This is a genomic window from Parvimonas sp. M20 (genome assembly GCF_035282425.1).
Lineage (GTDB): Bacteria > Bacillota > Clostridia > Tissierellales > Peptoniphilaceae > Parvimonas.
Genome location: NZ_JAYKBQ010000017.1, coordinates 1 through 26904, shown reverse-complemented (window position 1 = coordinate 26904; position 26904 = coordinate 1). Strand labels below are relative to the sequence as shown.

General features: G+C 27.5%; 29 protein-coding genes. 3 read left to right on the top strand and 26 right to left on the bottom strand.

Annotated elements, in window-relative coordinates; all coding sequences use genetic code 11:
* Nucleotides 1-319: 319 nt before the first annotated feature.
* Together whiA and VJI93_RS07030 are read right to left on the bottom strand one after the other, a co-directional pair.
* A complete protein-coding gene (gene whiA / locus VJI93_RS07035; protein ID WP_324000184.1) occupies nucleotides 320-1243 on the bottom strand; it encodes a DNA-binding protein WhiA in 924 nt (307 codons plus the stop codon).
* On the bottom strand, nucleotides 1243-1656 hold the full coding sequence (locus VJI93_RS07030) for an NUDIX hydrolase (RefSeq protein ID WP_324000185.1): 414 nt from the start codon (nucleotides 1654-1656) through the stop codon (nucleotides 1243-1245). Before VJI93_RS07030 ends, whiA begins: the two co-directional genes overlap by 1 nt.
* A 192-nt stretch (nucleotides 1657-1848) precedes the next feature.
* Between VJI93_RS07030 and ychF the strand changes: the two genes are divergently transcribed.
* Nucleotides 1849-2943, top strand: coding sequence for a redox-regulated ATPase YchF (gene ychF / locus VJI93_RS07025; RefSeq protein WP_324000186.1), 1095 nt, complete (start codon nucleotides 1849-1851; stop codon nucleotides 2941-2943).
* An 18-nt stretch (nucleotides 2944-2961) separates the two neighbouring features.
* Entirely contained in the window at nucleotides 2962-3867 is a 906-nt protein-coding gene (locus VJI93_RS07020) for a hypothetical protein (RefSeq protein ID WP_324000187.1), read from the top strand.
* Between the two features lie 76 nt (nucleotides 3868-3943).
* On the opposite strand, the gene VJI93_RS07015 is transcribed toward VJI93_RS07020, so the two are convergent.
* The 18 genes from VJI93_RS07015 to VJI93_RS06930 all read right to left on the bottom strand — a co-directional run bounded on the left by VJI93_RS07015 (nucleotide 3944) and on the right by VJI93_RS06930 (nucleotide 17977).
* Nucleotides 3944-5017 carry an ABC transporter substrate-binding protein gene (locus VJI93_RS07015; protein ID WP_324000188.1) on the bottom strand — a complete coding sequence of 358 codons (1074 nt, stop codon included), beginning with the start codon at nucleotides 5015-5017 and terminating at the stop codon, nucleotides 3944-3946.
* A complete protein-coding gene (locus tag VJI93_RS07010; protein ID WP_324000189.1) occupies nucleotides 5014-5715 on the bottom strand; it encodes a class I SAM-dependent methyltransferase in 702 nt (233 codons plus the stop codon). Before VJI93_RS07010 ends, VJI93_RS07015 begins: the two co-directional genes overlap by 4 nt.
* Entirely contained in the window at nucleotides 5702-6493 is a 792-nt protein-coding gene (locus VJI93_RS07005) for an ABC transporter ATP-binding protein (protein ID WP_324000190.1), read from the bottom strand. Before VJI93_RS07005 ends, VJI93_RS07010 begins: the two co-directional genes overlap by 14 nt.
* The gene (locus VJI93_RS07000) at nucleotides 6480-7496 is read right to left on the bottom strand and encodes a FecCD family ABC transporter permease (protein WP_324000191.1); all 1017 of its coding nucleotides are present in this window, start codon (nucleotides 7494-7496) and stop codon (nucleotides 6480-6482) included. Before VJI93_RS07000 ends, VJI93_RS07005 begins: the two co-directional genes overlap by 14 nt.
* Before the next feature lie 738 nt (nucleotides 7497-8234).
* Entirely contained in the window at nucleotides 8235-9128 is an 894-nt protein-coding gene (locus VJI93_RS06995; RefSeq protein ID WP_324000193.1) for a M15 family metallopeptidase, read from the bottom strand.
* Nucleotides 9129-9203: 75 nt separating this feature from the next.
* Nucleotides 9204-9383, bottom strand: coding sequence for a 50S ribosomal protein L32 (gene rpmF, locus VJI93_RS06990; RefSeq protein WP_004832204.1), 180 nt, complete (start codon nucleotides 9381-9383; stop codon nucleotides 9204-9206).
* Between the two features lie 91 nt (nucleotides 9384-9474).
* Nucleotides 9475-10662 (bottom strand): acetate kinase, encoded by a 1188-nt coding sequence (locus tag VJI93_RS06985; RefSeq protein WP_324000194.1) that lies wholly within the window; start codon nucleotides 10660-10662, stop codon nucleotides 9475-9477.
* 110 nt (nucleotides 10663-10772) lie between these two features.
* Nucleotides 10773-11324: a DUF2812 domain-containing protein gene (locus VJI93_RS06980; RefSeq protein ID WP_313961052.1), complete on the bottom strand. Its 552-nt coding sequence runs from the start codon at nucleotides 11322-11324 to the stop codon at nucleotides 10773-10775.
* On the bottom strand, nucleotides 11308-11646 hold the full coding sequence (locus VJI93_RS06975) for a PadR family transcriptional regulator (RefSeq protein ID WP_313961053.1): 339 nt from the start codon (nucleotides 11644-11646) through the stop codon (nucleotides 11308-11310). The genes VJI93_RS06980 and VJI93_RS06975 overlap by 17 nt, the downstream gene beginning before the upstream one ends.
* A 183-nt stretch (nucleotides 11647-11829) precedes the next feature.
* Nucleotides 11830-12426: a glycerol-3-phosphate 1-O-acyltransferase PlsY gene (gene plsY / locus VJI93_RS06970; protein WP_324000195.1), complete on the bottom strand. Its 597-nt coding sequence runs from the start codon at nucleotides 12424-12426 to the stop codon at nucleotides 11830-11832.
* Nucleotides 12419-13744 (bottom strand): ribosome biogenesis GTPase Der, encoded by a 1326-nt coding sequence (der, locus tag VJI93_RS06965; RefSeq protein ID WP_324000196.1) that lies wholly within the window; start codon nucleotides 13742-13744, stop codon nucleotides 12419-12421. The genes plsY and der overlap by 8 nt, the downstream gene beginning before the upstream one ends.
* A gap of 79 nt (nucleotides 13745-13823) precedes the next feature.
* Nucleotides 13824-14102, bottom strand: coding sequence for a 50S ribosomal protein L27 (gene rpmA, locus VJI93_RS06960; RefSeq protein WP_009354966.1), 279 nt, complete (start codon nucleotides 14100-14102; stop codon nucleotides 13824-13826).
* 3 nt (nucleotides 14103-14105) lie between these two features.
* Nucleotides 14106-14444, bottom strand: a complete 339-nt coding sequence (locus VJI93_RS06955; protein ID WP_324000197.1) for a ribosomal-processing cysteine protease Prp — start codon at nucleotides 14442-14444, stop codon at nucleotides 14106-14108.
* Nucleotides 14444-14755 (bottom strand): 50S ribosomal protein L21, encoded by a 312-nt coding sequence (gene rplU / locus VJI93_RS06950; protein ID WP_004832219.1) that lies wholly within the window; start codon nucleotides 14753-14755, stop codon nucleotides 14444-14446. Before rplU ends, VJI93_RS06955 begins: the two co-directional genes overlap by 1 nt.
* A gap of 272 nt (nucleotides 14756-15027) precedes the next feature.
* Nucleotides 15028-15732: a hypothetical protein gene (locus VJI93_RS06945; RefSeq protein ID WP_324000198.1), complete on the bottom strand. Its 705-nt coding sequence runs from the start codon at nucleotides 15730-15732 to the stop codon at nucleotides 15028-15030.
* A 137-nt stretch (nucleotides 15733-15869) separates the two neighbouring features.
* Entirely contained in the window at nucleotides 15870-16481 is a 612-nt protein-coding gene (locus VJI93_RS06940; protein WP_324000199.1) for a hypothetical protein, read from the bottom strand.
* A gap of 137 nt (nucleotides 16482-16618) precedes the next feature.
* On the bottom strand, nucleotides 16619-17224 hold the full coding sequence (locus tag VJI93_RS06935) for a hypothetical protein (RefSeq protein ID WP_324000200.1): 606 nt from the start codon (nucleotides 17222-17224) through the stop codon (nucleotides 16619-16621).
* A 138-nt stretch (nucleotides 17225-17362) separates the two neighbouring features.
* Nucleotides 17363-17977 (bottom strand): hypothetical protein, encoded by a 615-nt coding sequence (locus VJI93_RS06930; RefSeq protein WP_324000201.1) that lies wholly within the window; start codon nucleotides 17975-17977, stop codon nucleotides 17363-17365.
* A 296-nt stretch (nucleotides 17978-18273) separates the two neighbouring features.
* On the opposite strand from VJI93_RS06930, the gene VJI93_RS06925 reads away from it, so the two are divergent.
* Nucleotides 18274-21249 (top strand): transglycosylase domain-containing protein, encoded by a 2976-nt coding sequence (locus VJI93_RS06925; RefSeq protein ID WP_324000202.1) that lies wholly within the window; start codon nucleotides 18274-18276, stop codon nucleotides 21247-21249.
* 28 nt (nucleotides 21250-21277) lie between these two features.
* On the opposite strand, the gene mnmA is transcribed toward VJI93_RS06925, so the two are convergent.
* The 6 genes from mnmA to VJI93_RS06895 all read right to left on the bottom strand — a co-directional run bounded on the left by mnmA (nucleotide 21278) and on the right by VJI93_RS06895 (nucleotide 26745).
* Nucleotides 21278-22354 carry a tRNA 2-thiouridine(34) synthase MnmA gene (mnmA, locus tag VJI93_RS06920; RefSeq protein ID WP_324000203.1) on the bottom strand — a complete coding sequence of 359 codons (1077 nt, stop codon included), beginning with the start codon at nucleotides 22352-22354 and terminating at the stop codon, nucleotides 21278-21280.
* 10 nt (nucleotides 22355-22364) lie between these two features.
* Nucleotides 22365-23195, bottom strand: a complete 831-nt coding sequence (locus VJI93_RS06915) for a DegV family protein (RefSeq protein ID WP_324000204.1) — start codon at nucleotides 23193-23195, stop codon at nucleotides 22365-22367.
* 1 nt (nucleotide 23196) lies between these two features.
* The gene (glmM, locus tag VJI93_RS06910; RefSeq protein WP_324000205.1) at nucleotides 23197-24531 is read right to left on the bottom strand and encodes a phosphoglucosamine mutase; all 1335 of its coding nucleotides are present in this window, start codon (nucleotides 24529-24531) and stop codon (nucleotides 23197-23199) included.
* Nucleotides 24532-24699: 168 nt separating this feature from the next.
* Entirely contained in the window at nucleotides 24700-25971 is a 1272-nt protein-coding gene (locus VJI93_RS06905) for an MFS transporter (protein ID WP_324000206.1), read from the bottom strand.
* Nucleotides 25972-25980: 9 nt separating this feature from the next.
* The gene (locus VJI93_RS06900; protein WP_324000207.1) at nucleotides 25981-26121 is read right to left on the bottom strand and encodes a hypothetical protein; all 141 of its coding nucleotides are present in this window, start codon (nucleotides 26119-26121) and stop codon (nucleotides 25981-25983) included.
* 39 nt (nucleotides 26122-26160) lie between these two features.
* Entirely contained in the window at nucleotides 26161-26745 is a 585-nt protein-coding gene (locus tag VJI93_RS06895; protein WP_324000208.1) for a methyltransferase domain-containing protein, read from the bottom strand.
* Nucleotides 26746-26904: the final 159 nt, after the last annotated feature.

Here is a 26904-nt window from a genome sequence, read left to right as displayed (position 1 = left end):
TGGAAAGGCAGGTTTAAATCTGTCTTTCCCAAAAATCTTATTGTAAAATTGTGTCCATTTACTTGACTATGTTGCAATTACATTAATACAATTATTTAAAAACAAGTCTTATATTTTTATATGCTATCATTATATCATATTTTTACAAATAAAAACCTACTAATATTTTTCTGGATTTAGGTGCTCACATCAAGTTTTGAAATAATCTTCAAATTATCTCTCATTAAATAGTCCTCCTAAACAAATATTAATGTAAGCATTATATACACATATAGGATGTAAAGGCATTATTATCTATCTTACTAAAAAAGCGAATAAATTATACTTTATTCGCCATATCAATTATTTTTTTAAATCTATGATTTACTCCCGATTTGCTAATTTTTAAAATTTCAGCTAACTCTTTTAATGAAAGAGTTGGATTTTTTAATCTTAACTCGCAAAGTTCAAGTAAATTTTTATCTAAATTCTTTTTCCCATATATTTTATAAACTTTATTTATTGCATCTATTTGTGCAAACGCAGTATTTAAAGTTTTATCCAAATTTGCAGTTTCACAATTTGTAAGTCTGTTGGTATTATTTTTTATTTCTTTTATCATCTTTGTTTCTTCAAACTTAAATAAGCTATTTACAGTTCCAATAAGTGAAAGAAAGTCAGAAATCATTGTACTATCTTTTATATATACAATGTATTGTCCTTTTTTTTCAAGGCTTTTTGCCTTTATTCCAAATAGTTTCAAATATTTTATAACAAGTTTTGCCAATTCATTTGAGTTTAGAGTAAATTCAAGATGGTAACTCTTGTCAGGATTTGCTATTGATCCTGATCCTAAAAAAATTCCGCATAAAAAGTTTTTAATAAAATTTTTACTTTTTGCTGAATCTTCATATAAGTCATCTTTTGGAAAAAGACTATCCAAGTCTGAAAAAAAAGTATCTTTTAAAAATATTTTTGAAATTTCTTCATCTTCTATTACAATTTTATATACATTGTTTTTTCTTAAATTTGAAATTTTTGAAACCATTATTTTCCCATCATAAGAATATAGAAATTTAAAGAGTTTAAAAATTCTTCTTATAATTGAATTATTTGTAGTTTCAAAACGAATTATAAAAGCAAAGTTACTAAAAACTATGGTTCCATTAGTTCTTATAAAAGCAGAAAGCTCAGAAATAGCAGAATCTTTTTCTACTATTTCTCTTCTTGAAAGTTCATTTTTTAAATCTGTTGAAAAAGCCATTATTTTCTTTTTCTCTTTTCATAAAAATAGTTGGCACTCTTTAACATATTTCTCTCGGCATCATGCTTTACTAATTTCACAGCTTTATCATATGGTAAAAATATTGCTTCTATAAAACCTTCCTCTCTTTGTGGAAGTAAATTCAAATCTTCAGGCTCCATATAAAAATAATGAACTGTTTTTTTCACCTTTTCGCCATCATTATGTTGATAATCATATTTTACAAATCCCAAATACTTTATAATTTTAGCTTTTATTCCGGATTCTTCTTGAACTTCTCTAATAGCTGCAAGCTCTTTAGTTTCGTTATTTTCAAGTCTCCCCTTTGGCAAAACCCATTCATTGCTAAACTTCTTCAACAACAGAAATTCACCATTATGAATAACAACTCCACCAGCACTAACTTCTAGCATAAACCCTCCTCTTATTGTATCTCATATCTTCTTAATATTATAACACGAAATGAAATCACATTCAAATTACAAGCCTTAAGGAAAATTATCTTTAAAACATATTACTTTTTACCATAAAATTATGATTGATTATATTAGAAGAATTATGATATAATATGTCTTGTGTATTTTAAATTTTAAAGGAGATTATAAATGAAATTAGGAATAGTTGGACTACCAAATGTTGGTAAAAGTACATTATTTAATGCAATTACTAAAGCCGGAGCTGAATCAGCAAATTACCCTTTCTGTACTATTGACCCTAATGTAGGTCTTGTAAATGTACCTGATGAAAGATTAAATAAATTGACAGAACTTTACAATTCAAAAAAGACAATTCCTGCAGTTATAGAATTTTATGATATTGCAGGTCTTGTAAAAGGAGCTAGTAAAGGTGAAGGTCTTGGAAATAAATTCTTATCTCATATTAGAGAAGTTGATGCAATTGTTGAAGTTATAAGATGTTTTGAAGATGAAAATATTGTCCATGTAGACGGAGAAGTTAATCCTCTAAGAGATGTTGAAACTATCAACTTAGAACTTATACTATCAGATCTTGAGCTAGTTGAAAAGAGATTAGAAAAAGCTAGAAAATCACTAAAGGGAAATAAAAGTTTTAAAGAGGAAGTGGACCTTTTAGAAAAAATATTACCTGTTTTAGAAGAAGGAAAATCTATTAAATCTTTAAGTTTTGACGATAGTGAAAAAGCAATTTTAAAAAACTTTTCTCTTCTTAGTGTAAAGCCTATTATTTATGTAGCAAATGTAAATGAAGATGATATCCTTGATGAAGGAAAAAGCAATGAATATGTAAAAGTATTAGATGATTTTGCAAAGAAAGAAAATTCAGGAATTGTAGTAATAAGTGCTCAAATAGAAAAAGAAATTTCAGAACTTGAAGATGATGAACAAATTGAATTTTTAAATGATTTAGGCATATCTGAAAGTGGTGTTTCAAAGCTAATAAAAGAAAGCTACAATCTTTTAGGTCTTATGAGCTTTTTAACAGCAGGTCCAGAAGAAACAAGAGCTTGGACTATTAAAATTGGAACAACTGCAGTAAATGCCGCAGGAAAAATACATTCAGATATTCAAAGAGGATTTATCAGAGCTGAAATTGTAAATTATGATGATTTAATTTCTCTAGGTAGTATGGTTGCAGCAAGAGAAAAAGGTCTTGTAAGACTTGAAGGAAAAGAATATATTATGCAAGATGGAGATGTAGTTTACTTCAGATTTAATGTATAATAATTTAGGGGATTAAAAATGAGAAAAAAATTATTACTAATGTTATTGGTATTAACAACTATTGTTGGCTGTGGAAAGAATGAGAATAACACAAAAGAAAAGGAAAGCACTCAATCAACAATTACTGAAGAACAAAAAGATGAAATTACTCAAAAAGTAAAAGAAAGAGAAATAAAAAAAATAAAGGCAGAAGTTCATAAGGAAGTTCTGTCTAAATTTATGGAGCTTTTATCTAAGAATTCAAATGGAGAATTTGAAATAGCTTATAATATAAATGTTGATGCAATAACTCTTCTTGCGGTTGGAGAAACGAAACAATCCGTAATGAATACAATAAATAATAATGATGATGAAGAGCTGAAAAAAATGGCAAAACATCTCAAAAAAACTGAGATGGATGAAGTATTTCCAAACATTCAATTATACTTTTTAAATCCTGAAAAACCTGATACAGTAGCTTTAATTTATAAAAATGGAGTAGTTACAAAAGCAAATGAAGAATTAAATATTAATGAAGAAAAAATCGAAGGAGAAGATAAAATTTCTTCTGAAGTTTTAACAGCTAAAGAAATTAAAAAAATTAAATCACAAACCAAAAAAGAATTTTTAGCAAGATTTATAGAAGTTTTTCAAGAAGAAATGAAGGACGAGGGAGATGTCGAATATAACGAAGAACAAGATGCTATAAATATTAAACTAAAAGGTGAATCAAAAGAAGGTCTTAGCAATATCTTAAAAGAAAAAAACAGCCAAGAAGCTAAAAAAACTTGGAAAAAGGCTTCTGAAAACTTTGTATATTCATCAAATATCATAAGCCAAGTTGTTGCAGATCTTGTGATAAATATACTACATCCAGATGATGATAGTAAAGTATTATTATCATTAAAGAATGGTCAAATTTTAGAGGATAATTTTTTGAAGTAATAGAAAATTTATATTAGACAAATTATCATAAAAATAGACTGTGCCATCAGCACAGTCTATTTTCTTATCAAACTCTCTATTTTCCTAGAATTTGTTTTACTTCTTCATCTTTTAATTCATAATTGTAAAATAACTTATAAAATTCTTTTACTTCTTTTTCCATATCATATTTATAAATTTCAGGATAAACTAGATTTCCAAGCCATTTCATTCCAATTACTCTATTAACTGCTGGTGGTCTTCCGAAAAAGTTATAAGGGCCACTAGGAGTGTAAAAAACTTTATTTTCTTTTACAGCTTTTAGAGTTTTAAAAGTTGCCTCGCCTTTGATTTGCTCAGCCAATTCTTTTGATTCAAAAATTAAGAAATCTGGATTTACTTCTGATAATTTTTCAAAAGGAATTTCATTTCCTGAACCACCTTGAACTTTTTCTACAGTGATTGGATTTTGAGCACCAATAAATTCGATAATATCAGCATGGATAGATCCTTTTGCATTTGCAAATAATCCCGTTTTTCCTCCACCATAGTAAACTTTCTTAACATCTTTTATCTTTGATTTGTTTTCTTCAATTTCCTTGTATGTTTTCTTTATATAATCTGAAAGCTCTTTTCCTCTTTCCTTATTTCCTAAAACTTCAGCAAGTCTTTCAAATGCTTCTGGTAGTTTATCAAGAGTTAATTCTATAAAAACTACAGGAATCTTTAATTGTTCTTGAAGCTTATTTAAATCTTCTTCAATACCCTTTTTCTTTTCACCCATATCAATTATTACATCAGGTTTTGCATTAATAACTGCTTCCATATTTAGATTGGCTTTTTTACCATAAAACGCACCAAATTCTGGCAATTTTTTTAAATCTTCTGAAATGTACTTTTCAGTACTTTGAGAAAATTTTGATGCAATTCCAACCAACTTCTTTGGTTCATAAATATGCAACATAACTTGTGCAGGATTTCCTGATGGTGCAACTCTTGTTATGTTTTGTTTTAAAGTAACTTCTCTACCTAAGTCATCTTTAAAAACTCTTGTTTCTTCTTTTGTTTCTGTTTGTTGTTTTTCTTCCTTCTTTTCAGTATTCTTTGAACAAGCAGTAAACAGAAGTCCAAAAGCTAAACAAAACGCTAAAATTCTTTTAAACTTTTTCATATTTCCTCCTTTTCCACTACCACAATAGCTGTGTTTTTAGGTTTACAATAATATTTTGTAAAAACTTCTCCATTGTAGCTGTAATCTATATCTTTTACATTAGATATCAAATTAATTCCTTCTTCTCCATACCATTTTTTTAAATACTTCATAACCTCTTCATCATCTTTTAATGGCTGACCAAATTCAAAAGTTTGTCTGTAAATTTTATAGGATACTTTTCTATCATTCAAAAATTTACAAATATCCTGAATCGTATTTTTTTTCGGATTATGTACTATCTCTTTTTCGACATCATTTCGAATTATAATCATTCTTTTGGAAAATAGATTATAAAAATTATAAAAATAATCTTCAATGTCCCCAAAATGAGAAAATAAAATATTGTCTTTCTTCCCAATTTTTTCTAAAAGTTCCCCATTATAGCAGTCCGACCAGATTGTTTTAAAATTTTTAATTTTATTTTTAGAAATTCTTTTTTCTAAAAGCTCTAAAACATTCTCATCATAATCCACCCCAACTATATCACTGAAATAATCAGATAATTTCATGGGTAAAATTCCCAATCCACAACCAAAATCAATGAGGCTTTCTCCTTTCGGAATGACTTTTTTTATTTCTAAAGTCATATTGTCGTGATATTTAGTATATTCTGAAGCAACTAAATACCATTTTATTCTATCCTCATTCCAGAACATAATCTCGTCTAACCTCCTTATAATCAGGAATACAAAATTTTCCACTTTCAGTTTCAATCAAATTTATAGGAACATTATATAGTTTCTCTAAAATTTCTTTATTTAAAATGGAGATATCTCCAAAATGACTTTCCTTATTTTTTTTAACTATCAAAATTTTATCTGCATAAGTTAAAGCGTGATTAGGATTATGAGTAGTAATTAAAAAGCCTATATTTTTTTTCTTCAATGAATTACAAATCTCCATTATCTTAAGTTGATTCCCATAATCTAAGTTTGCAACCGGTTCATCCATAAAAATATAGTTATTAGCTTGTAACAATGCTCTTGCAATTAGCACAAGCTGTCTTTCTCCTCCACTAATTTGTCTATAATTTTTATCTTTTAAATAAGAAATTCCTAAAGTTTTTAAAATTTCAACAGATTTTTCATAGTCTTCCCTAGTTGTTTTATAGAAAAATCCATCTTTTTTAGAATAATTTCCCATTAAAATGACATCGATAACTTTATAGTCAAAAGCTGGAAAATGAATTTGTGGAATATATGAAATAAATCTTGAAAGTTTTTTACTATCCAATACTTTTAAATCAAAATCATCAATAATTGCATTTCCATTTTTTATAGGAATAAGTTTTAAAAGTGATTTTAATAAAGTTGATTTTCCAGCTCCATTTTCTCCTAAAATGCAGATTATCTCTCCTTTATTTAATGAAAAACTAATATCTTTTAATATTTCATTCTTCCCATAAAAAACATTTAAATTTTTAACCTCTATCATAATCTCTACCTTTTTTATAAATCAAATACAAGAATATTGGAGCTCCGATAAAAGAAGTAACTATTCCAATTGGAATTTCTGATGTAGTAATATTTCTGCATAAAATATCGACGACAAGTAAAAAACTAGCTCCTAAAAGTCCAGATGCAGGAATTACAAATCTATAATCATCCCCAAAAATAAGTCTTGAAAAATGTGGTATTACAAGTCCAATCCAACCTATTATACCTGTAACCGCAACACTTGAAGCAGTCATAAGTGTTGCAAAAAATATTATAATAAATCTTATTTTTTCAGTATTAAGTCCAAGTGTTTTTGCCTCTTCTTCACCCATTGTAAAAATATTTATTTCTATTTTGTAAAGATTAGATACAATAAGACCTGTTACTATCGGGAAAAATATAAATTTAAAATCTATCATTTTTACAGAAGCTAAAGAACCCATAAGCCAATATGTTATACTTGGCAGTTGGTTCTCTGTATCTGCAACAAGTTTTACAAAGGAAATTAAAGAAGAAAATAAACTTCCTATCATCATTCCAGTCAAAATAAGACCTAAAATTCTATCACTTCTAAAAATTTTACTTAAAGTGTAAGTTACAAAAACTGAAAGAATACCTAAACTAAAAGATAATAGTGTTATTTCAAAAAAATTAAAATACATAAGTATTCCAAATGCACTACCAAATGCAGCAGCTTGAGTTGTTCCTAAAATGTCAGGACTAACCATAGGATTTTTTAAAAGTCCTTGATATAATGCTCCACTAGTAGAAATTCCCGCTCCTACTAAAATTGCACATAGAACACGAGGAATCCTTATATTCCAAATCACCGTACTTGCAGGTGAATTATCAACTATTCCATAAAAAAATCTATCTGTTATCACTTTTATTACATCCAAAAATTTGATTGGATATCGACCAATACTAAAAGAAAAAATAAAAGTTAAAACTAAAAAAACTACTAAAAATAAGAACTTTATTCTTACTTTTTTATCAATCATAACTATGTTCTCCAAAAAATATAACGTTATATAAATTATAAATTATTAATATAAAAAAGTCAACGAAAATCAAACTTTGTTTATGGTTAAATACGTAGTAAATTCAAATTTTTAAACATAAAAAAGCAGTAAAACAATTTTATATTTTACTGCTTTTATTGCGAATCAACAAGGTTCTCGGGCACCCTTGCACGATGCAAAGCATCGTGGAAAGATTGGATTCTAATTTGTACAAGATATTATAATTTTTAACAAACTTTTTCACAGAAAAGCTTGATAGTTATAAATATTTCAGATATACTTACTTTAGAAACATATTGTATAAAAATTAGGAGGTGTTATTATGACATCAAGAGAATGGTTTCTTTCTGTATTATCTTGGATTATGATTTTTTATATACAAATCCTTTATAAAAAATTTGTCATCCCTAGTATAGAAAAAGAAAAAAACATATCCCTTAGAAAATTTGTAATATATAGTAGAATTGTTTATTTTGTAATTGTTATAGGATTACTTTATTTCATGATATTTTTTAGGTATTAATCTTAATATATAATTTTAAAATTGATATATAAATAGTATAAAAAATTTTAAATAACAATTATACATTCATTTATTATTTCTACAATTTATATTTTGCATAAATTTAATAAATCATAAAAAGGCAGTGTTTTCGTTCACATTGCCTTTTTCTCATCTCATATAAAAATTACATCCATTGTAAGAATATCTCCATATTAGTTATTCAGTCTTAAAAACTCCTCTAATGTAAGATTATTTTTTAATATTTTATTTGCGTTTTCAACTCCAACATAACGAAAATGCCAAGGCTCGAACTTAAAATTAGTTAAGTTTTCCTTATTTTCAGGATAGCGAAGAATAAATCCATATTTATGAGCGTTTTTTATAAGCCAGTGAAATTCTTCAGTTTCTTTAAATGCTTCTGTTAAATTTTTTTCTTCATCTTTGCCAATTATATCTAAACTTTGTCCTATTTGTGATTCATTATGCCCTGGTGCAGCATACATTGCATAAATAACGGCTCCATCAGATTTTGGTGCATTTTTATGAATTTCTTTTTGCTCTTCATAACTTACATAATCTTTAGATAAATTAAGAGTTATTTTTTCTCTATTTGCATCTACTTTCATTAATTCAAATTGCTTTTCAACAAATTTATCCATTTGTGGATTAAAATCACTTGGCAATCCATATTCAGTATTTACTAAAAGTATTCCCTTTATAACTTTAAAATTTTTATCTTTGGATACATCTTCAATATTTTTACTCTTAACAAAATAAAAATTATCATTATATTTTATTTTACTTACTCCATCTTTATAGCCATAAACTTCAAGATACTTTTCCTTATCAATTTTACCTTTTTGAATAGAAAGATTTGCATTTTCATAAATAGGAGTTTTTTCCAAAGTTTTTGCATAATTCGTTAAAATATCTGAAAAATCTGTAACTTCAGGCAAAGATAAATTTTCAAAATTATAAGGTAAATCTTTTTCTATTTCCGACTTTTTATTTTTATTTTTAGTATATAATGAAAATACTACATAGGAAATAATTAATACAAAAATTGCTACTATAAAAATAAGTCTTCTACTTTTTGTCTTTTTCAAAATTACCCTCTATCTTATTATATCTTAATACATAATTAAAGGGATTTAGAAATCTAAATCCCTTTAAACTACTTTTTATTCAACATCTAATACTTTTCTTCCTTTATACATTCCTGTGTCAGGATTAACTCTGTGAGGTACAACCAATTCATTAGTTTCAGGATCTCTAACTAGAGCCACTTTAGGTAGTCTATATGAAGATGCTCTTCTTTTATCTCTTCTTGCTTTTGAAGTTTTTCTCTTAGGTACTGCCATTATAACACCTCCTCTGAATTCTTATAACATATACCTCCGTTTTAAACGGATAACAGAAATATTATACTACAAAAATATTAATTTGTCAACATTATTTTACTAAATTCATAGTATCTCTTGCAATCATTAATTCTTCATTTGTAGGAACTACTAAGACTTTTACTCTTGAGTTATCAGCTGAAATAACAGATTCTTCTCTTGTATCATTTTTAGCATCATCAATAATAATTCCATATTCTTCCATGTTTTCTAATATTAATTTACGCATTGAAGCTGAATTTTCTCCAATACCACCAGCAAATGAAATTGCATCTACATGACCTAATTCAGCCATAAAACCACCAACATATCTTCTTACTCTTGTGATAAACATATCTAAAGCAAGTTGTGCTCTTTCATTTCCTTTTTCTGCTGCTTCTTCTAAGTCCCTAAAGTCTGAGCTTAATCCTGAAACTCCAAGAACTCCAGATTTTTTATTTAAAATTTGATTCATTTCATCAGCTGAATATCCTTTTTCATTCATTAAGAATGTCATAACTGTAGGATCTAAATCTCCACTTCTTGTTCCCATTACAAGTCCTTCTAACGGAGTTAATCCCATTGTTGTATCATAACATTCTCCGTTTTTAATTGCGGCGATTGATGATCCATTTCCTAAGTGAACAGTAATAATATTTAAGTTTTTCTTATCTGTATTTAACAATTCAGCAGTTCTTAAAGTTACATATCTATGGCTTGTTCCATGGAAACCAAATTTTCTAAGTCTATAATCTTCATAGTATTCATAAGGAATCGCATACATAAATGTTCTTGCTGGCATTGTTTGATGGAATGCTGTATCGAATACTGCAACATTTTGTTTTCCAGGAACTAGGCTTTCACAAGCTTCAATACCCATTAAATTTGCTGGGTTATGTAGTGGTCCAAATTTAATAAATTCTTTAACTTTTGCTTTTACATTTTCATCAATTATACATGATGCTGTTAATTTATCTCCACCATGAAGTACTCTATGTCCAATTGCATTAACTTCGTCCAAGCTCTTAACAACTCCAAATTTTTCATGAACTAAAGCATCAAATACATGTTTGATAGCTGCTGTATGATCTTTCATTGCTTCTTCAACAACTAATTTTTCACTTCCAACTTTGTGAGTTAATTTTGAACCTTCAATTCCAATTCTCTCAACTAATCCCTTACATAATACACTTTCATCAGTCATATCAAATAATTGATATTTTAAAGATGAACTTCCACAGTTAATAACTAAAATTTTCATTAATTTCCTCCTAATTTTTAAAAAAGCATATTTTACATACATAGATATTTTACTATTTTGAGCTGAATAAGTCAATACAATTTTTTATTATAATCTAAAATCACCAGCTATTATTCTTCGAAAATATCAACTTTTTCTTTTTTAATGGTATTTTTTCTTTGCTTAAGAATTCCCATGATAAAAAATACAGTACCACAAATAACAAAAATTGTTCCGAAAATTGCAGTTATCCAAAATGGCGCATTCTTTTCTTTAATATATTTTAACATTGAAATTAGTAACATAATTCCAATAGCAAACTGTGAAACTCCAATAGAAATAAACATTGAATATCTTTTTCTAACTTGTTTATTAATATCTTTACTATCTGAATATAACTCTAATTCTCCATAAGCTTTATTTTTTCGCATATATACTCTTCCTGCATATTCTGCAACTATAGTAATTCCACTTTGTTCTATAAAATTAAGATATTCTTTTTTCTTTTCTCCAGAATAGTTTGGAATATCAATCTTATATTGATACTTAGCAGGTGAAACATCTTCAAATTCATAATTTCCATTGCTATATCCTATAAGCATAAGTCCATTTTCTCCCTGTTCATTTAACCATTCTTCTTCTTTACTAATGTCCAAAAAAGTTTTTTTAACTGTTGTTTTCATTGTTTTTCTCCTTTACTGTTCTCGCATTTTTCAATAATTCTTCTAAACGAATAAGTTCTAACTCAAAATATTTTTTTCCTGTATCTGTTATAATATATTCTATTTTTCTATCTTGAGGTTCATTATCCAACTGTCTAATCCAGTTCTTTTTTTGTAGTGTGTCTAATGCCCCATAAAGTGTTCCTGCTCCAAGATTTACTCTATTATCAGTCATCTCTGCAATATCTTTCATTAAAGCATATCCATGAGCTGGGTTATGAAGACGAAGTAAAATATAAAAAACAGATTCTGTTAAAGCTCCACTATTAGTTTGTCTTCCCATTATTTCCTCCTTTCTATTACGTTTTATGATATATCGTAATTAAAGTATATCATAAAAAGTAATAGTTGTCAACACTTTAATAAAAAAATTTTTTATTTTGCACAATAATAGTAAAATCAATGCTTATAGAATGTTTTTACAATTTAAAAGCAGAAAATCTTTCGACTTTCTGCTTTTTTAAAATTATTTTTTTATTTTAATTTTATTTTCATTGCCATTTATGAGTCTTACGATATTACTCTTATGTCTATATATACTTAAACTTGCTAAAAGAAAAAATGTTGATAAAACATAAAAATTTCTATATACAAAAAATATATATGATATTGGTAAAACTAAAGTTGTTGTAAGCATTGATGCCAATGAAATATATTTAGTAAGTATAACTATTGTTACAAATATCAATATTGCTACAATTGCAATTTTATAGTCTAAAAATATAATAAATCCAAAAGAGGATGCAATACCCTTTCCACCTTTAAAATTTAAAACTATAGGCCAGTTATGTCCAATAACAACAAAAATTCCTGCTAAAAGCACACCATTTAATCCTAATAGCTTCATTCCTATAAAACAAGCTAAAATTGATTTTAAAAGGTCAACAATAAATGTTAGAGCTCCCGCCTTAATACCAAAAACCCTTAATGCATTCGTCGTTCCCGCATTTTTACTTCCATAATCTCTAATATCTTTATTAAATAACAACTTTCCAAAAATCATTCCACCAGATATATTACCTAAAAAATAAGCAATAATTATACAAAATATAAATTTAAACATTTTCTTCTCCCCTTGCTCTAAGTTCAAAAACTATTGGAGAAGAAGTAAATGAAAAATTCTTTCTAATTTGATTTTCTAAATATCTCAAATATGAAAAATGCATCAACTCCACTTTATTAACAAATATTACAAACTTCGGTGGCCTAACCGAAACTTGACTTGCATAAAATATTTTTAGTCTTTGTCCTTTATCAGTAGGTGGTGAATTATGAACAACTGCATCATTTATAATATCATTTAAAATTCCAGTTGAAATTCTTGTACTATAATTTTCATCTGCAATTCTTATAGCATCAAATAATTTATCAATTCTTTGCCCTGTTTTAACTGAAATAAAAACAAGTTGTGCATATGGAACAAAGCTTAATTTAGTTCTTATATCATCTTCAAAAGCTTTATAAGTTTTATTGTCTTTAACGATTAAATCCCATTTATTAACTGCGATAATTAAAGATTTATTCTGTTCTTTAGCAAAACCAATAACTTTTGTATCCTGTTCCGTAACACCTTCTGTAGCATCAATCAAAAGAATTGCAATATCTGATCTTTCAACTGCATTTAAAGTTCTTACTACACTATATCTTTCCAAGTTTTCAGTTATATTCTTTTTTCTTCTTAGCCCCGCAGTATCAGTGAAAATGTAAGTTTTCCCATCAATTTCAACTCTAGAATCTATAGAATCTCTTGTAGTTCCCGCAATATCAGAAACAATCATTCTTTCTTCCCCAAGAATTTTATTCATTAAAGAGCTCTTACCTACATTAGGTTTCCCAATTAATGCAATTTTTGTTACTTCATCTTCTTCACCTGTATATTTATTTTCAGGAAATTCTTTAATAATTTCATCAAGCAAATCTCCAAGTCCGAAACCTTGAGTCGCAGATATAATATTCAAATTTTCAAAACCAAGTTCGTAAAACTCGTAAACTTCTGCAGGCATTTTATGAGTATCAACTTTATTTACAGCTAGAACAACTGGCTTTTTAGTTCTTCTTAAATAGTTTGAAATTTCTCTATCTTCATCCATTAAGCCACTTTTCCCATCCACTACAAATAAAATTACATCAGCATTTTCCATTGCAACATCTGCTTGAGCTTTAATCTTTTGTAAAATAATATCATCACTATTAGGCTCAAGTCCTCCTGTATCGCAAAGAATAAAATGTTTATTTTGCCATTCGGCATCTTGATATAATCTATCTCTTGTAACACCTGGAGTATCTTCAGTAATAGCAATTCTTTTATTTATAAGTTTATTAAAAAGTGTTGATTTCCCAACATTTGGTCGTCCAACTACACAAACTAAAGGTCTTTCCATAAATTCACCTCCACTTTCTTAATATATTTTAACATATTTTGTTATTTAAAAAAATAAGCTCCTCTAAAGGAGCTTATTATTATACTGGATAAATAGAAACTTGTTTTTTATCTCTACCTTTTCTCTCAAATCTTACAACACCAGAAACTTTAGCAAAAAGTGTATCATCTCCACCCTTACCAACATTTACTCCTGGGTGTATTTTTGTTCCACGTTGTCTAACTAAAATATTTCCTGCAAGAACGAATTGTCCATCCCCTCTTTTAGTGCCTAATCTTTTAGCTCTACTATCACGACCGTTCTTAGTACTACCTAAACCTTTTTTACTAGAAAAAAGTTGTAAATTCATTTTTAACATACTCTACACCTCCTTATAATAAATCTCAATATATTTATTATATTTTTCTTTCAATGATATAATGCCAACTTCAAAAGTTTTTATTATTGTCTGAACATCTCTAACCTTAGCTTCATCTAAACTTTCAATATCTATCATCATCTTTAAATATCCATCTCCTACATCTATATCCATATACTTAGGGTCTATGAAACAAATCTTTTCAATAGAATTTGGTACATTTATTGATAAAACGGATAATGACGCACAGAGAATATCATTCTCTTTACTAAAGTCAGCGTGTCCATCCATTTCAAATCCGTAATATAAATCTTTCTTCTTAAAAATATAAATATCAGTCATTAAAATGCAATACTTTCAATCTTAACTTTTGTAAATGGTTGACGATGTCCTTTTTTCTTTCTATAATTTTTCTTAGCTTTGAACTTGAAAATTATAACTTTCTTTCCTCTTCCATGTCTTTCAACAGTTCCTTCAACCTTAGCTCCTTCAACCAATGGAGAACCAACTTTAATATCTCCATCTTTAGAAACTAAAAGAACTTTATCAAAAGATACTTTAGAACCTTCTTCAACATTTAATTTTTCAACAAAAATGCTTTGTCCTTCTTCAACTTGGTATTGTTTACCACCAGTTTCAATTATTGCGTACATAGTGCACCTCCTCATTCTTAAGTCTCGCCGAAATTAGGTGCTATGCTTTAAAAACCTAATCCGTGCGGTAACACAACAAGTAGTATATCATAAAAATAACAAAAAATCAATATTTTTTTAAATTTTTTCATTGATAGAAAGACTTTTATTTTTTGTAATTCATCTTTGTTATTAAAATATTAATAATTTCAAATCATTTCATTATTTTTAAAATTTATATCCCATTTAATATTTTAAAAAATATTAAATTTTAAAACTATAACTAAAATAACCTACCAATCTCTTCTTAAATTTCTTTCTTCTATCTCTCTTTCAACTTCGTTATATATTTCCATATACATATCTTCCTCAGAGCTTGAAATTTCCTCATTTTTTAGATTTATAAAATCTTCAATTCCTTCTTTCTTAATTCCATTGCTTAAATAAAAATTATCAGCATCCATTTCAAACCATTGTCTCGCAAACTTTTCAAATATCGAATCTTTTAAAAGCTCTACACATCTTTTATATTCTCCTTGATAATCAAAATATCCATATTCGCTATCAAGTACTACTAAAAGTAAATATTTTATTTGCATATCAAGATTATAGAAATCCTTTTTTAAGTATTTATCTATAATTGATATACTATTGTATAAGAATGAAGTCTCTGAATTGTCATTACAACAAATTCTGTTATTACTGTAGATACATTTATTCATATAACCACAATTATAATTGGAAAGATTATTGTCGCTAAAATTAACATAATTCCAAACAAACACACTGAACCTAAGATTAATATAAAGTCTGCTTAACTTTCCAGTTCTGTTATAATCATCATTTTTTTCCATTATTTTTACAAGTTCAATTTTTTCTTTTATCTTTTTTTCTATCACTACCTTTCGTTTTTCTTTATCTTCTCCTACTTCTTCAAATAACTTTTTAAATTTACCTTCTATATTTTCATATTTTTTCTTGTATTCTTTATATTCCATAACTTACTCCCTACTATATACTATCTTATTTTAGTTTAGAATTATTTTACTTCAGTTCTTTCAATCTCCGTTCTTATATCTCTGTGGATTTAAATAATTCATATAAATACCTCTTAATGAAATTTTCTATTATAAATCTACCAATCTCTTCTTAAGTTTCTTTCTTCTATCTCGCTTTTAGTCGCTTCATAAACTTTCTCATATATTTTATCACCATAATCTGCAATATATCTTTCTTTGTAAGTTTCAAGTTTTTGTAGTTCCTCTTCCTCAATTATTCCTTCACAAAAAAAATGTTCTGCTTCCATCGCTAAATATAGATTTGCATAATTTTTAAGAACAGAATCTTTAGCCCATTCTTTATACTTTTCACATTCTACACTGTAAAAATAGCTTAAATCTGCTACAGTTAGATAGGTTAAATACATTTCTAGGTTATAAAAATCTTTTTTTAAGTATTCATCTATATGATATAAAACCTTTCTTGTAAGTCTCCAATTCATATCTTTGCAAAAACGATGATAAAATTCATCATATATAAGATTAATATAAAATCTGTACAATTCTCCTGTTCTATTATAATCATTATTTTCTTCCATATTTTTTACTAATTCTAATCTATCCTTTGTTTCTTGCTCATATATCTCTTTTTCTTTTTCTTTCTCTTTACCTTCTCCTATTTCTTCATATAATTTTCTATATTTTATTTTCATGTTTTCATATTTCTTCTTGTATTCTTGATATTCCATAACTTACTCCCTACTCTACACTATCTTATTTTAGTTTAGAACTATTTTATTTCAGTTTTTTCAATCCCCATTCTTATATCTCTGTGGATTTAAATAATTCATATAAATACCTCTTAATGAAATTTCCTATTATAAATCTACCAATCTCTTCTTAAGTTTCTTTCTTCTATCTCTCTTTTAGTCGCTTCATAAACTTTCTCATATATTTTATCACCATAATCTGCAAAATATTTTTCTTTGTAAGTTTCAAGCTTCTGTAGTTCCTCTTTTTCGATTATTCCCTCACAAAAATAGCATCCTGCTTCCATTGCTAAATATAGATTTGCATAATTTTTAAGAACAGAATCTTTCAATAATTCCTTACACCTTATATATTTTACCTCATAAAAGTAACTTAGTTCCGCCACAGTTAGATAGATTAAATACATTTCTAGGTTATAAAAATCTTTTTTTAAGTATTCATCTATATGATATAAAACCTTTCTTGTAAGTCTCCAATTCATGTCTTTATAAAAGCGATGATAAAATTCGTCCTTTATAAGACTAATATAAAATCTGTACAATTCTCCTGTTCTATTATAATCATTATTTTCTTCCATATTTTTTACTAATTCTAACCTATCCTTTGTTTCTTGCTCATATATCTCTTTTTCTTTCTCTTTACCTTTTCCTATTTCTTCATATAATTTTCTATATTTTATTTTTATGTTCTCATATTTTTTATTGTATTCTTGATATTCCATAACTTACTCCCTACTACATACTATCTTATTTTAGTTTAGAATTATTTTATTTCAGTTTTTTCAATCTTCATTCTTATATCTCTGTAGATTTAAATAATTCATATAAATACCTCTCAATGAAACTTTCTATTATCAAATCTACCAATTTTTTCTTAAATTTCTTTCTTCTATCTCTTTTTCTGTTTCTTTACAAATCATATCATATGTTTTTCTGTTAGGATCTTCATATTCTTTTCTTAACTCTTCCAATTCTCTAAGCCCTTCACGTTCCTCTTCAGTTTCACCTGTTGCCAATGCATAAAACTGTCTCATTGGATAATACAATTGTAGTCTTGCTATGTTTTTTAAAATCGGATTTTTAACCAATTCATTACACCTTCTATATTCTACCTCATAAAAATAACTAAAATCCGCTACAGTCAGATAGGTTAAATGCATTTCTAGATTATAAAAATCTTTTTTTAAGTATTCATCTATATGATATAAAACCTTTCTTGTAAGTCTCCAATTCATGTCTTTATAAAAGCGATGATAAAATTCATCCTTTATAAGATTAATATAAAATCTGTACAATTCTCCTGTTCTATTATAATCATTATTTTCTTCCATATTTTTTACTAATTCTAATCTATCCTTTGTTTCTTGCTCATATATCTCTTTTTCTTTCTCTTTACCTTCTCCTATTTCTTCATATAATTTTTTATATTTTATTTTCATGTTTTCATATTTTTTCTTGTATTCTTGATATTCCACAACTTTCTCCTTTTACTCAAATTAGATTTTTATTCTTTTTGATACTTTTATTAACTCAATTATAGCATATAATTATTGAATTTACAACGATAATCTATAAATATATTACAAAACCTACAGTTCTATTTTTACAATATAAAAGTTAAAAAAATTAAAAATTTTATATTATTTTAATTTTATGGTATAATTAATGTAGTTTTATGCCTTGTTGTAAAGCTATATTAATATTATTTTGAAAAACAAGATAAAATCAATTTATATAAAAATCAAAATGATTATTCTTTGAGGAGGTTTTTATGTCAGAGAAAAAAATTAAAGGTGCACATCCTAATCCCAAAAAAGGGAAGAAGATAAATAGTGTACAATATCAACCTAAAAAGGAGAAAAAGGTAAACAGTACTCAATATCAACCTAAAAAGGAAAAAAAGATTAACAGTGCTCAATTTCAATCTAAAAAAGAGAAAAAAAGTTTATTAAAACCATTTTTTAAAATTTTTAGTATTACTATATTGACAATTCTTATGCTTGGCGCTGGAATCACAGGTATTTTTGCAACAACATTTTTAGACATTATGAAAGAGGCTCCTGTTGTTGATACGTCAAATATAAATGAACTTATGATTCAATCATCAAAAATATTAGATAGAAATGAAAATGTGGTTGAAAAAATAGAAAACTTAGAAAATAGAACCATAGTAAAACTAAAGGATGTTCCTGAACATTTAATAAATGCTTTTATTTCTATTGAAGATGAAAGATTTTATTCACATAAGGGGGTTGACCCTATCGGAATAGCAAAAAGTCTTTTTGATACTGCAAGAGGTAGGCTTAGAGGTGGTTCAACAATCGCTCAACAATTGGCTAGAAACTTATATCTTTCCAGTGAAAAGAAAATAGAAAGAAAGTTGAAAGAAGCCTATCTTGCCATAAAAATTACAGATAGTTTAAAAAGAGAGGGTGTTCTTGAAGCTTACTTAAATAGAGTTTTCTTGGGTCAACATTCCTATGGTGTTCAATCGGCAAGTCAAGGATATTTTTCAAAAGATGTAAAAGATTTAACTATTGCAGAATCTGCACTTCTTGCTGCTATTGTACAAAGTCCTACAAATTATTCTCTATATAAGACTATAAGGCCTGAAAATGTAGATGACGAATCTTCTGTTATAAAAGATCTAAATATTGGCGGTCAAGTATATAAAGCAGTATATAATCCTAAGGTTTTAGATAGACAAAAATATGTTTTGAAGAAAATGTATGAACTTAAAAAAATAACTAAAGAAGAGTATGATAATGCCCTTAAGGAAGATGTATTTGCAGCTATAAAGCCTAATAAGGGTTTTGAAAGAGAAGTATCAACTTATTTCACTGAATATGTTAAATATCAAGTTGCAGAAAAATTAATGAAAAAGTACAACTATACAAAGGAAGAAGCTTGGAATAAAATTTATAACGGTGGACTTACAATTCATTCAACGATGGATCAAACTATTCAGAAAAATATAGAAAAACTTTATAGTGATTTTGCAAATGCTATGAATGCTCCAAAGAAAGGCGGTCCAGCATTTGCATCATTTAAACGAGATAAATCGAATAATATTACTGATTCAAAAGGAAAAGTTATTTTATATAAGAAATCTAATATTTTAGATGGAAATAATAATATAATCATTCCTAAGGGAGAATTTTCTGTAAAAGAAGATCAATCTTTGGAAATAAAGAGTCCTAGAATTTCCATGTATCAAAATGTATTGTCGATATCTAGTTTTTATACTGTTAATAATCAAAACAATCTAGTTACTCATGGAATTGGAAGTTTTCAACTTCCTGAGAATAGTACAACTGTTGAAGGAGAAAAATCTGTAAAAATTTCAGCATCTTTCTTTGAAAATTATAAAGATTTTTACAGTATAGACAAAAATGGAAATTTACTTTTAAATTCCAAATATTTCCAAATAGATGAACAAGGAACTGTACAACCTCAATCATCATCAGTTGTAATTGACCATACAACTGGACAACTGATTGCAATGGTTGGTGGTAGAGAAACGACAGGTCGTCCTTTAAATAGAGCTTATAGAGTTCCAAGACAACCAGGTTCTACAATGAAACCTATTGGGGTTTATACAGCTGCATTAGATAATGGATTTACTGCAGCTACTGGAATAGAAGATTCTCCACATTATAACGACAAAAAAGAGCTTTGGCCAAAGAACTGGTATAATGGTTATAGAGGATTACAAACATTAAGAGAAAGTATTGTTCAATCTATAAATGTTAATGCGGTTAAAACATTAGAAAAAATTGGTCTGGAAAAATCAAAAGAGTATTTGAAAAAATTTGGATTGATTAATGAAGACAACGAATTAGATGATACTTATGTTTCAAGGTCAGAAAATATAGAATATAATGATGAAAACTTATCAAGTATGGCTTTAGGTGGTATGACAAAAGGTATGACTAACTTAAAAATGACAGCAGCTTATGCAGCAATTGCTAATGATGGAAAGTACCGTGAACCTATTTCATTTACAAAAGTAGTCGACTCAACAGGAAAAGTTATTTTAGAGCCAGACCAAAAACAAAGAGAAGTTACTTCCAAAGAGAATGCCTTCATTATGAAAGATATTCTTAAGGGTGTCCCAAATGCTATGGCACAAGGAGCTAAACACCCGAATATAGAAGTTGCTGGTAAAACTGGTACTACAAGTGACCTTAGAGATTCTTGGTTTGTCGGGTTTTCACCTTATTATACAATTGGGACTTGGATTGGATTTGACAACCAAAACATAGAACTTAATAATAATAACTCTATGGCTGCTACTCTTTGGGGAAAAGTTAATAAAATAGTTTTAGAAGGAAAGCAAGCTAGGAAATTTGATCCACCACCTGAAAATGTAATAAAAAAATACGTTTCAATCAAGTCAGGGTTATTAGCTTCAGAGGGCTCGGCAAATGCAGTTTATGAATACTTTGTAAAAGGTACTGAGCCTACAAAATATGAAGAATTATATTTTATTTATTATAAAATAGATAAAAGAAATGGAAAATTGGCAACAGCTTCAACAGCACCCCAATATATAGAAAACAAAAAATTCTATATAAAACCAAGTGCTTATAAGCCCGGTAAAACCAATTATGCTCCTGAAGATTTTATAACTCCACCTCCTAAAGAGGTATCTGAAATAGTAGATCCAAAAGATCCAAATGATAATTCAACCAATTCTCCAGATACAAATAATGGTGGTAATAATGATCAACATAATAATCCATAAAAAAGAAGTTGCAATTTGCAACTTCTTTTTAATATACTTCTTCTATTATTCCACCACCAACGACAATATCATTCAAATAAAATACAGCTGATTGTCCTTTGTTGGGTGCTCTTACTGGTTTTTCAAATTCTACAAATAACTCATTATTTTTATAGAATAATAAACCCTTAGTTTCATTTTGACCATGTCTTACTTTTACACTAACTTCCAACGGATTTTCTAATTTATCAAATGGTATAAAATTCTCTTCTCTTATCTTTATTTTATCTTTGTAAAGAGTATTTTCATCCGATAAAGTAACAGTATTATCCTTTGCATTTATTTTTGAAACAAAAACTCTTTTACCCAATGCAATTCCAAGACCTTTTCTTTGACCAATAGTATAATAGACTATGCCATTATGCTTTCCTAGTTTATTTCCATTTTCATCAATAAAGTATCCTTCTTTAATCAATTCAGGATTTCTTTGTTTAATAAAAAGACCATGATCTCTATTTTGAACAAAACAAATTTCTTCACTATCTTTTTTTGAATAAGTCAAAATATTTTCATCTTTAGCAATTTGTCTTACTTCTTCCTTTTCTAAATCTGCAAGTGGAAATAAAGTCTTTGACAAAACTTCTTGACTTGTATTGTATAAAAAATAAGTTTGATCTTTTTTAGAGTCTTTAGCTCTTTTTAATAAGTATCTATTATAATTTTTATCAAATTCAACTTTTGCATAATGTCCAGTAGAAATAAAATCAGCTTTTAGTGGCTTTATTTTTTCTACAAAGCTATTAAATTTAATGTATTTGTTACAAGCAACACAAGGATTCGGAGTGTAACCAAGAGAGTACTCTCTTACAAAATTTTCAATTACTTTTCTATCAAATTCTTCCCTAAAGCTCATTGTATAATGCTTTACTCCCATAGCTTCAGCAACAATTTTTGCATCCATAACAGAAGATAAAGAACAACAGCCTTTTTCTTCATCATAAAGATGTCCTTTAGGTACTAAATTCATAGTAACTCCAATTACTTCATAACCTTCTTCCAATAACAAATGGCAGGCAACACAACTGTCGACCCCGCCACTCATTCCTAAAATAACTCTTTTATTCAAAATTACCTCACTAATAACTGATAATTATTCCACCATCATTTTCATAAGTAGAAGATAATCCTCTTGCAGGAACAATCAAAACATCTTTAAAGTTATATCTTTCGACAACTTTATCCTTTATTTCTTTTGCTCTGTCCAAACAATTACAATGAGTTATTACCAATATTTTTTCTTCAATATTAGAACTATTTTCTGCTATTGCATCAACAAGCTCATTATATGCCTTTTTTAATCCTCTAACTTTTTTATAAACATCTATCTCTCCATCAACTCCATACATAACAGGTTTTATGGAAAATGCAGATGCAATCATAGCTTTAAATTTAGAAATTCTTCCATTTTTAATTAAATTATCAAAATTTTCCAAAACAAAAAATAGCTTCATTTCTGAAATATATTTTGTTACATTATCAACAATTTCTTGAAATGACATTTTTTGATTGATATATTCCTGTATTTTTAATGCAACCAATGTTTCTCCTGCGGCTGCAACTTTAGTATCAAAAACATGAATTAACCTTTCACCCTTTTCAAGAACCATAGTTTTTGCTAAACAAGCATTTGAATATGTTGCACTTAATTTCCCAGACAAAGTTATGCAAAAAACTTCTTTTGCCTCTTCAAATTTATCCATAAAAAGTTTCGGAGATGGTGCAGCTGTTTTTACAGAATTTGCTTTTCTCATATTTTCCATGTATTTATCTATATCTAAATTCTCATCATCTAAATAATCAACATCATCCAGTTGTAATGTCAAAGGAACTAACTCAATATCTAGTTTACTTTTCATTTCATCTGTTAAATCACAACAACTGTCAGCAACTATCAGTCTTTCTTTCATATTATCCTAACCTCTCTTCAATAAATTTGGCAAGTTTTCTAGCTTCTACTTCTAATTCTTCTTGATTTTCTCCCTCAATCATAACTCTGACTAAAGGTTCAGTTCCAGAAGGTCTTATCAAAACTCTTCCATTTCCTAAAAACTTTTCTTCAATTTTCTTTATTTCTTCAACTATTTCCTTGTCTTGTGAATAAGCATTTCTATTTTCAAGCTTAACTTTTGCGTTTACTAAAACTTGTGGATATGAAATCATAAGCTCATTAAAATATGATAAATTATTTATACTACTTGCAACTAATTCACAAATCTTTAAAGCTGTAAAAGTTCCATCTCCCGTTGTACTATCATCTAAGAAAATCACATGTCCAGATTGCTCAGCTCCTAAAATATAGTCATGCTCAAGCATCTGTTCAAGGACAAATCTGTCCCCAACTTTTGCTGCAACAAATTTTACATCTATTGAATCCAAATATTTTTTTAATCCAATATTACTCATAACAGTTCCAACAACAGCATTATTTGTAAGTTCATCTTTTTCTTTATATGACTTAGCCATTGCTGCTAAAATATGATCTCCGTCCATAATATTTCCCTTTTCATCAACAGCTAAACATCTATCAGCATCTCCATCAAAGGAAAATCCCATATCAACATCATTTTCCAAAACAGCTTTTCTTATTATTTCCATATTAGTACTGCCACAATTTAAGTTAATATTTTTCCCATCAGGTGTAGTATTTAAAGAAATAACTTCCATTCCTAACTCTTCAAATAATTTTCTTGCAATTTTATAACTTGCACCATTTCCAAAATCTACAGCTATTTTTAAATTTGAAAAATCAGCATCTACTCTTGATTTCAAATAATCTGCATAAATAGAAACTGCTTCTTTTTCCTCTGTGAAAATTCCCTCTTGAATTTCTCCAAAATCAAAATTTTCATCATCTAAAATATTTTCAACTTTATATTCAATTTCATCCGAAAGCTTAAATCCGTCTTCATTAAAAATCTTTATTCCATTATATTTAAAAGGATTATGAGATGCAGAAATAACTGCTCCTCCTACTGCCTTAAAATACTTAATTAAATAAGCAACTGTAGGCGTTGGAGCAATTCCAATACTAACTACATTAAAGCCCATTTCCAAAAGGCCTTTAGCTAAACTGTTTTCAAGACTTTTCCCACTTTCTCTAGTATCTCTACCAATTATAAATAGTTTTTCTTCTTTCTCTTTTAAAATATATCCAACAGATTTCCCAAGTTTATAAGCTAGTTCATCAGTTAAATTTTCTCCATAAACTCCTCGCACTCCATCTGTTCCAAAATAATTACCCATTTGATCTCCTGCTTAATTTCAAAATTTATTCATGCTTACACACAATTACAATCATTATATCATAAACAAAAAAAAAAATCATCAATTGTAATAAAAAAACAATGTATTTATGCACTATTCATCTTTACTTATACTTTTAATAATCGACACAAAAAAATACATTGCTTTTTAAATGCCTTCTTTTATTTTAAATTGTGCCATTATTATACTTAATATTGTTATTATAATTACAATCAGATAAATTGATTTATTTTGCTCAAAACCTAAAATTCCTTCTGGAATTAACGTTGAAATCCATAGATAAACTCTGTCTCCAAAATATACTCCCATAGCAAAGAACAACTGAAAAATCCCCATACTTACATTTCTATCTTCCTTTTCAAAATATTGCATAGCCATTGAAATTAAGCAAGTATAAGCAATTCCGTAGCCAAAGCCATTAAAAATATATCCAAAAAATGCAGAGATATATGAATTAGTTAATAAAATAATTATATAAAAAATTAGATTTGAAACTAAACCAAGGATTAAAGTTTTTTCAATCCCTATTTTCTTGGCAAAATAAGTTCCTGCTAGTACACTTGCTATAAGTTGTGGAAAAGCAAATAAAACGTCAATATATGCTAGAAATATCGGAGGCATATTCAAATTAACTTTTGCATAAGCAATCATATTTGCACCTGATGTCGAAAATTTTATAAATGAAACTAAGATTGCAATAAAGCAGATATATAAATAGCCTTTAAATTCAAAAACTTTCTTTACTTTTTCAAAACTAAATCTCTTTGCAGAATATGAAACATCTTTAACAAAAAAAGTTAATATCAAAGCTACAATTGAAATTGTAGCAGAAAGTGTCCAAAGTAATTTAAAATTCTTATATGTACCATAAGTTGACAAATACTGTATTGGAGCTGCTATAAATTCTGCTAAAAGCGGTGCTATTGATAAAATCGACGCTGAAATTGCAGCTTTTTCCTTAGAAAAAGTCTCTGAAAATAAAACATTAAAGACTGCAAGCATCGATGCACATATTCCCATAGCTATTGATGAAAAATAAAGAGAATTATAGCTTGGTTTTAAAACTACCATTAAAGATGCTAATGTCAAAATGAAAAGTGCAATTTGAATAAAGATTTTTTTTCTATTAAAAATATCACTCAGTATAAAAATAGGTAATCTTATAAAGCAACTTATAAGTCCATATGCGGAAGTTATCTGTGCAGCTAAAACAATTGAAAAGCCAAGTCCTCCCTCTTCCATGGGACTTATAGCATAGAGCTTTCTATAAGCTCTTACAACTGTTATTCCACTCCAAAAAAGAACAAATAACCAGAATATTAATTTTTGATTTCTATCTAAATCATATTTTTTAGAAATAAAATATATAATTATAAAAGTTAAAGCAATCATAAAAATTGATGAATATAATTTTTCCATTACTCTCTCCTAATTTTTTGGCTTAAAAGCTAAAATCTTACCTCGTCTTATATATTTCTTTAAATCTATTTTATGTCCCCATTTTGCAAGGTATTCTTCAGTTAACTCTTCTTCAATTATTGTATAAAGCTCAAATCCAACATTTTTCAAAATATTCTTCAACTTCTCCGAAGTTATTGAGCCTGCAACTCAAGTTACATGAAAAATCGGTTCATCTTTAACCCAAGTTGGCAATTCATTAAATTGGACAATATCCGAAATTGAAATTCTTCCGCCGGGTTTTAAAACTCTAAAAATTTCAGAATAAACTTTTTCCTTATCTTCGCATAAATTTATAACACAATTTGAAATTACACAGTCAACTGTATCATTATCTACTTTTAAATCGTCTATATCAGATACTCTAAAATCTGTATTTAAAAATCCCTTTTTACTTCTTATATAATTTGCTCTTTCAACCATCTCTGGTAGTCTGTCAACTCCAATAACAAAGCCTTCTTTTCCAACTATTTTACAAGCCTTAAAAACATCCATTCCCTTTCCACAACCTAAGTCTAAAACTGATTCTCCGGATTTTAAATTTGCATTTTCAATTGGATTTCCACAACCCAAGCCTAAATTTGCCCCATTTTCTAAATCTTCTAAAGTATAGCCTAAGCTTAGAGCTATTTTCTTTTCAAGTTCTTTACTATCTTCGCTTTCTCTTAATCTATCTTTAACAGCAATATTTTTATATAGATTATCTATTGCTTTTTTATTGTTACAACATTTCATAATAAGCCTCCATATAACTTAATTATTTTATCACAAAATAAGGTGTTAGTCTAATTTTAATATCTTTTTAAATAAGAAACCCTGTTATGATACAATTGATGTGAGACCAAGGGTACAAAAAAAAGAGAATATCCTGTATAATTATTAAAACAAAAAAAT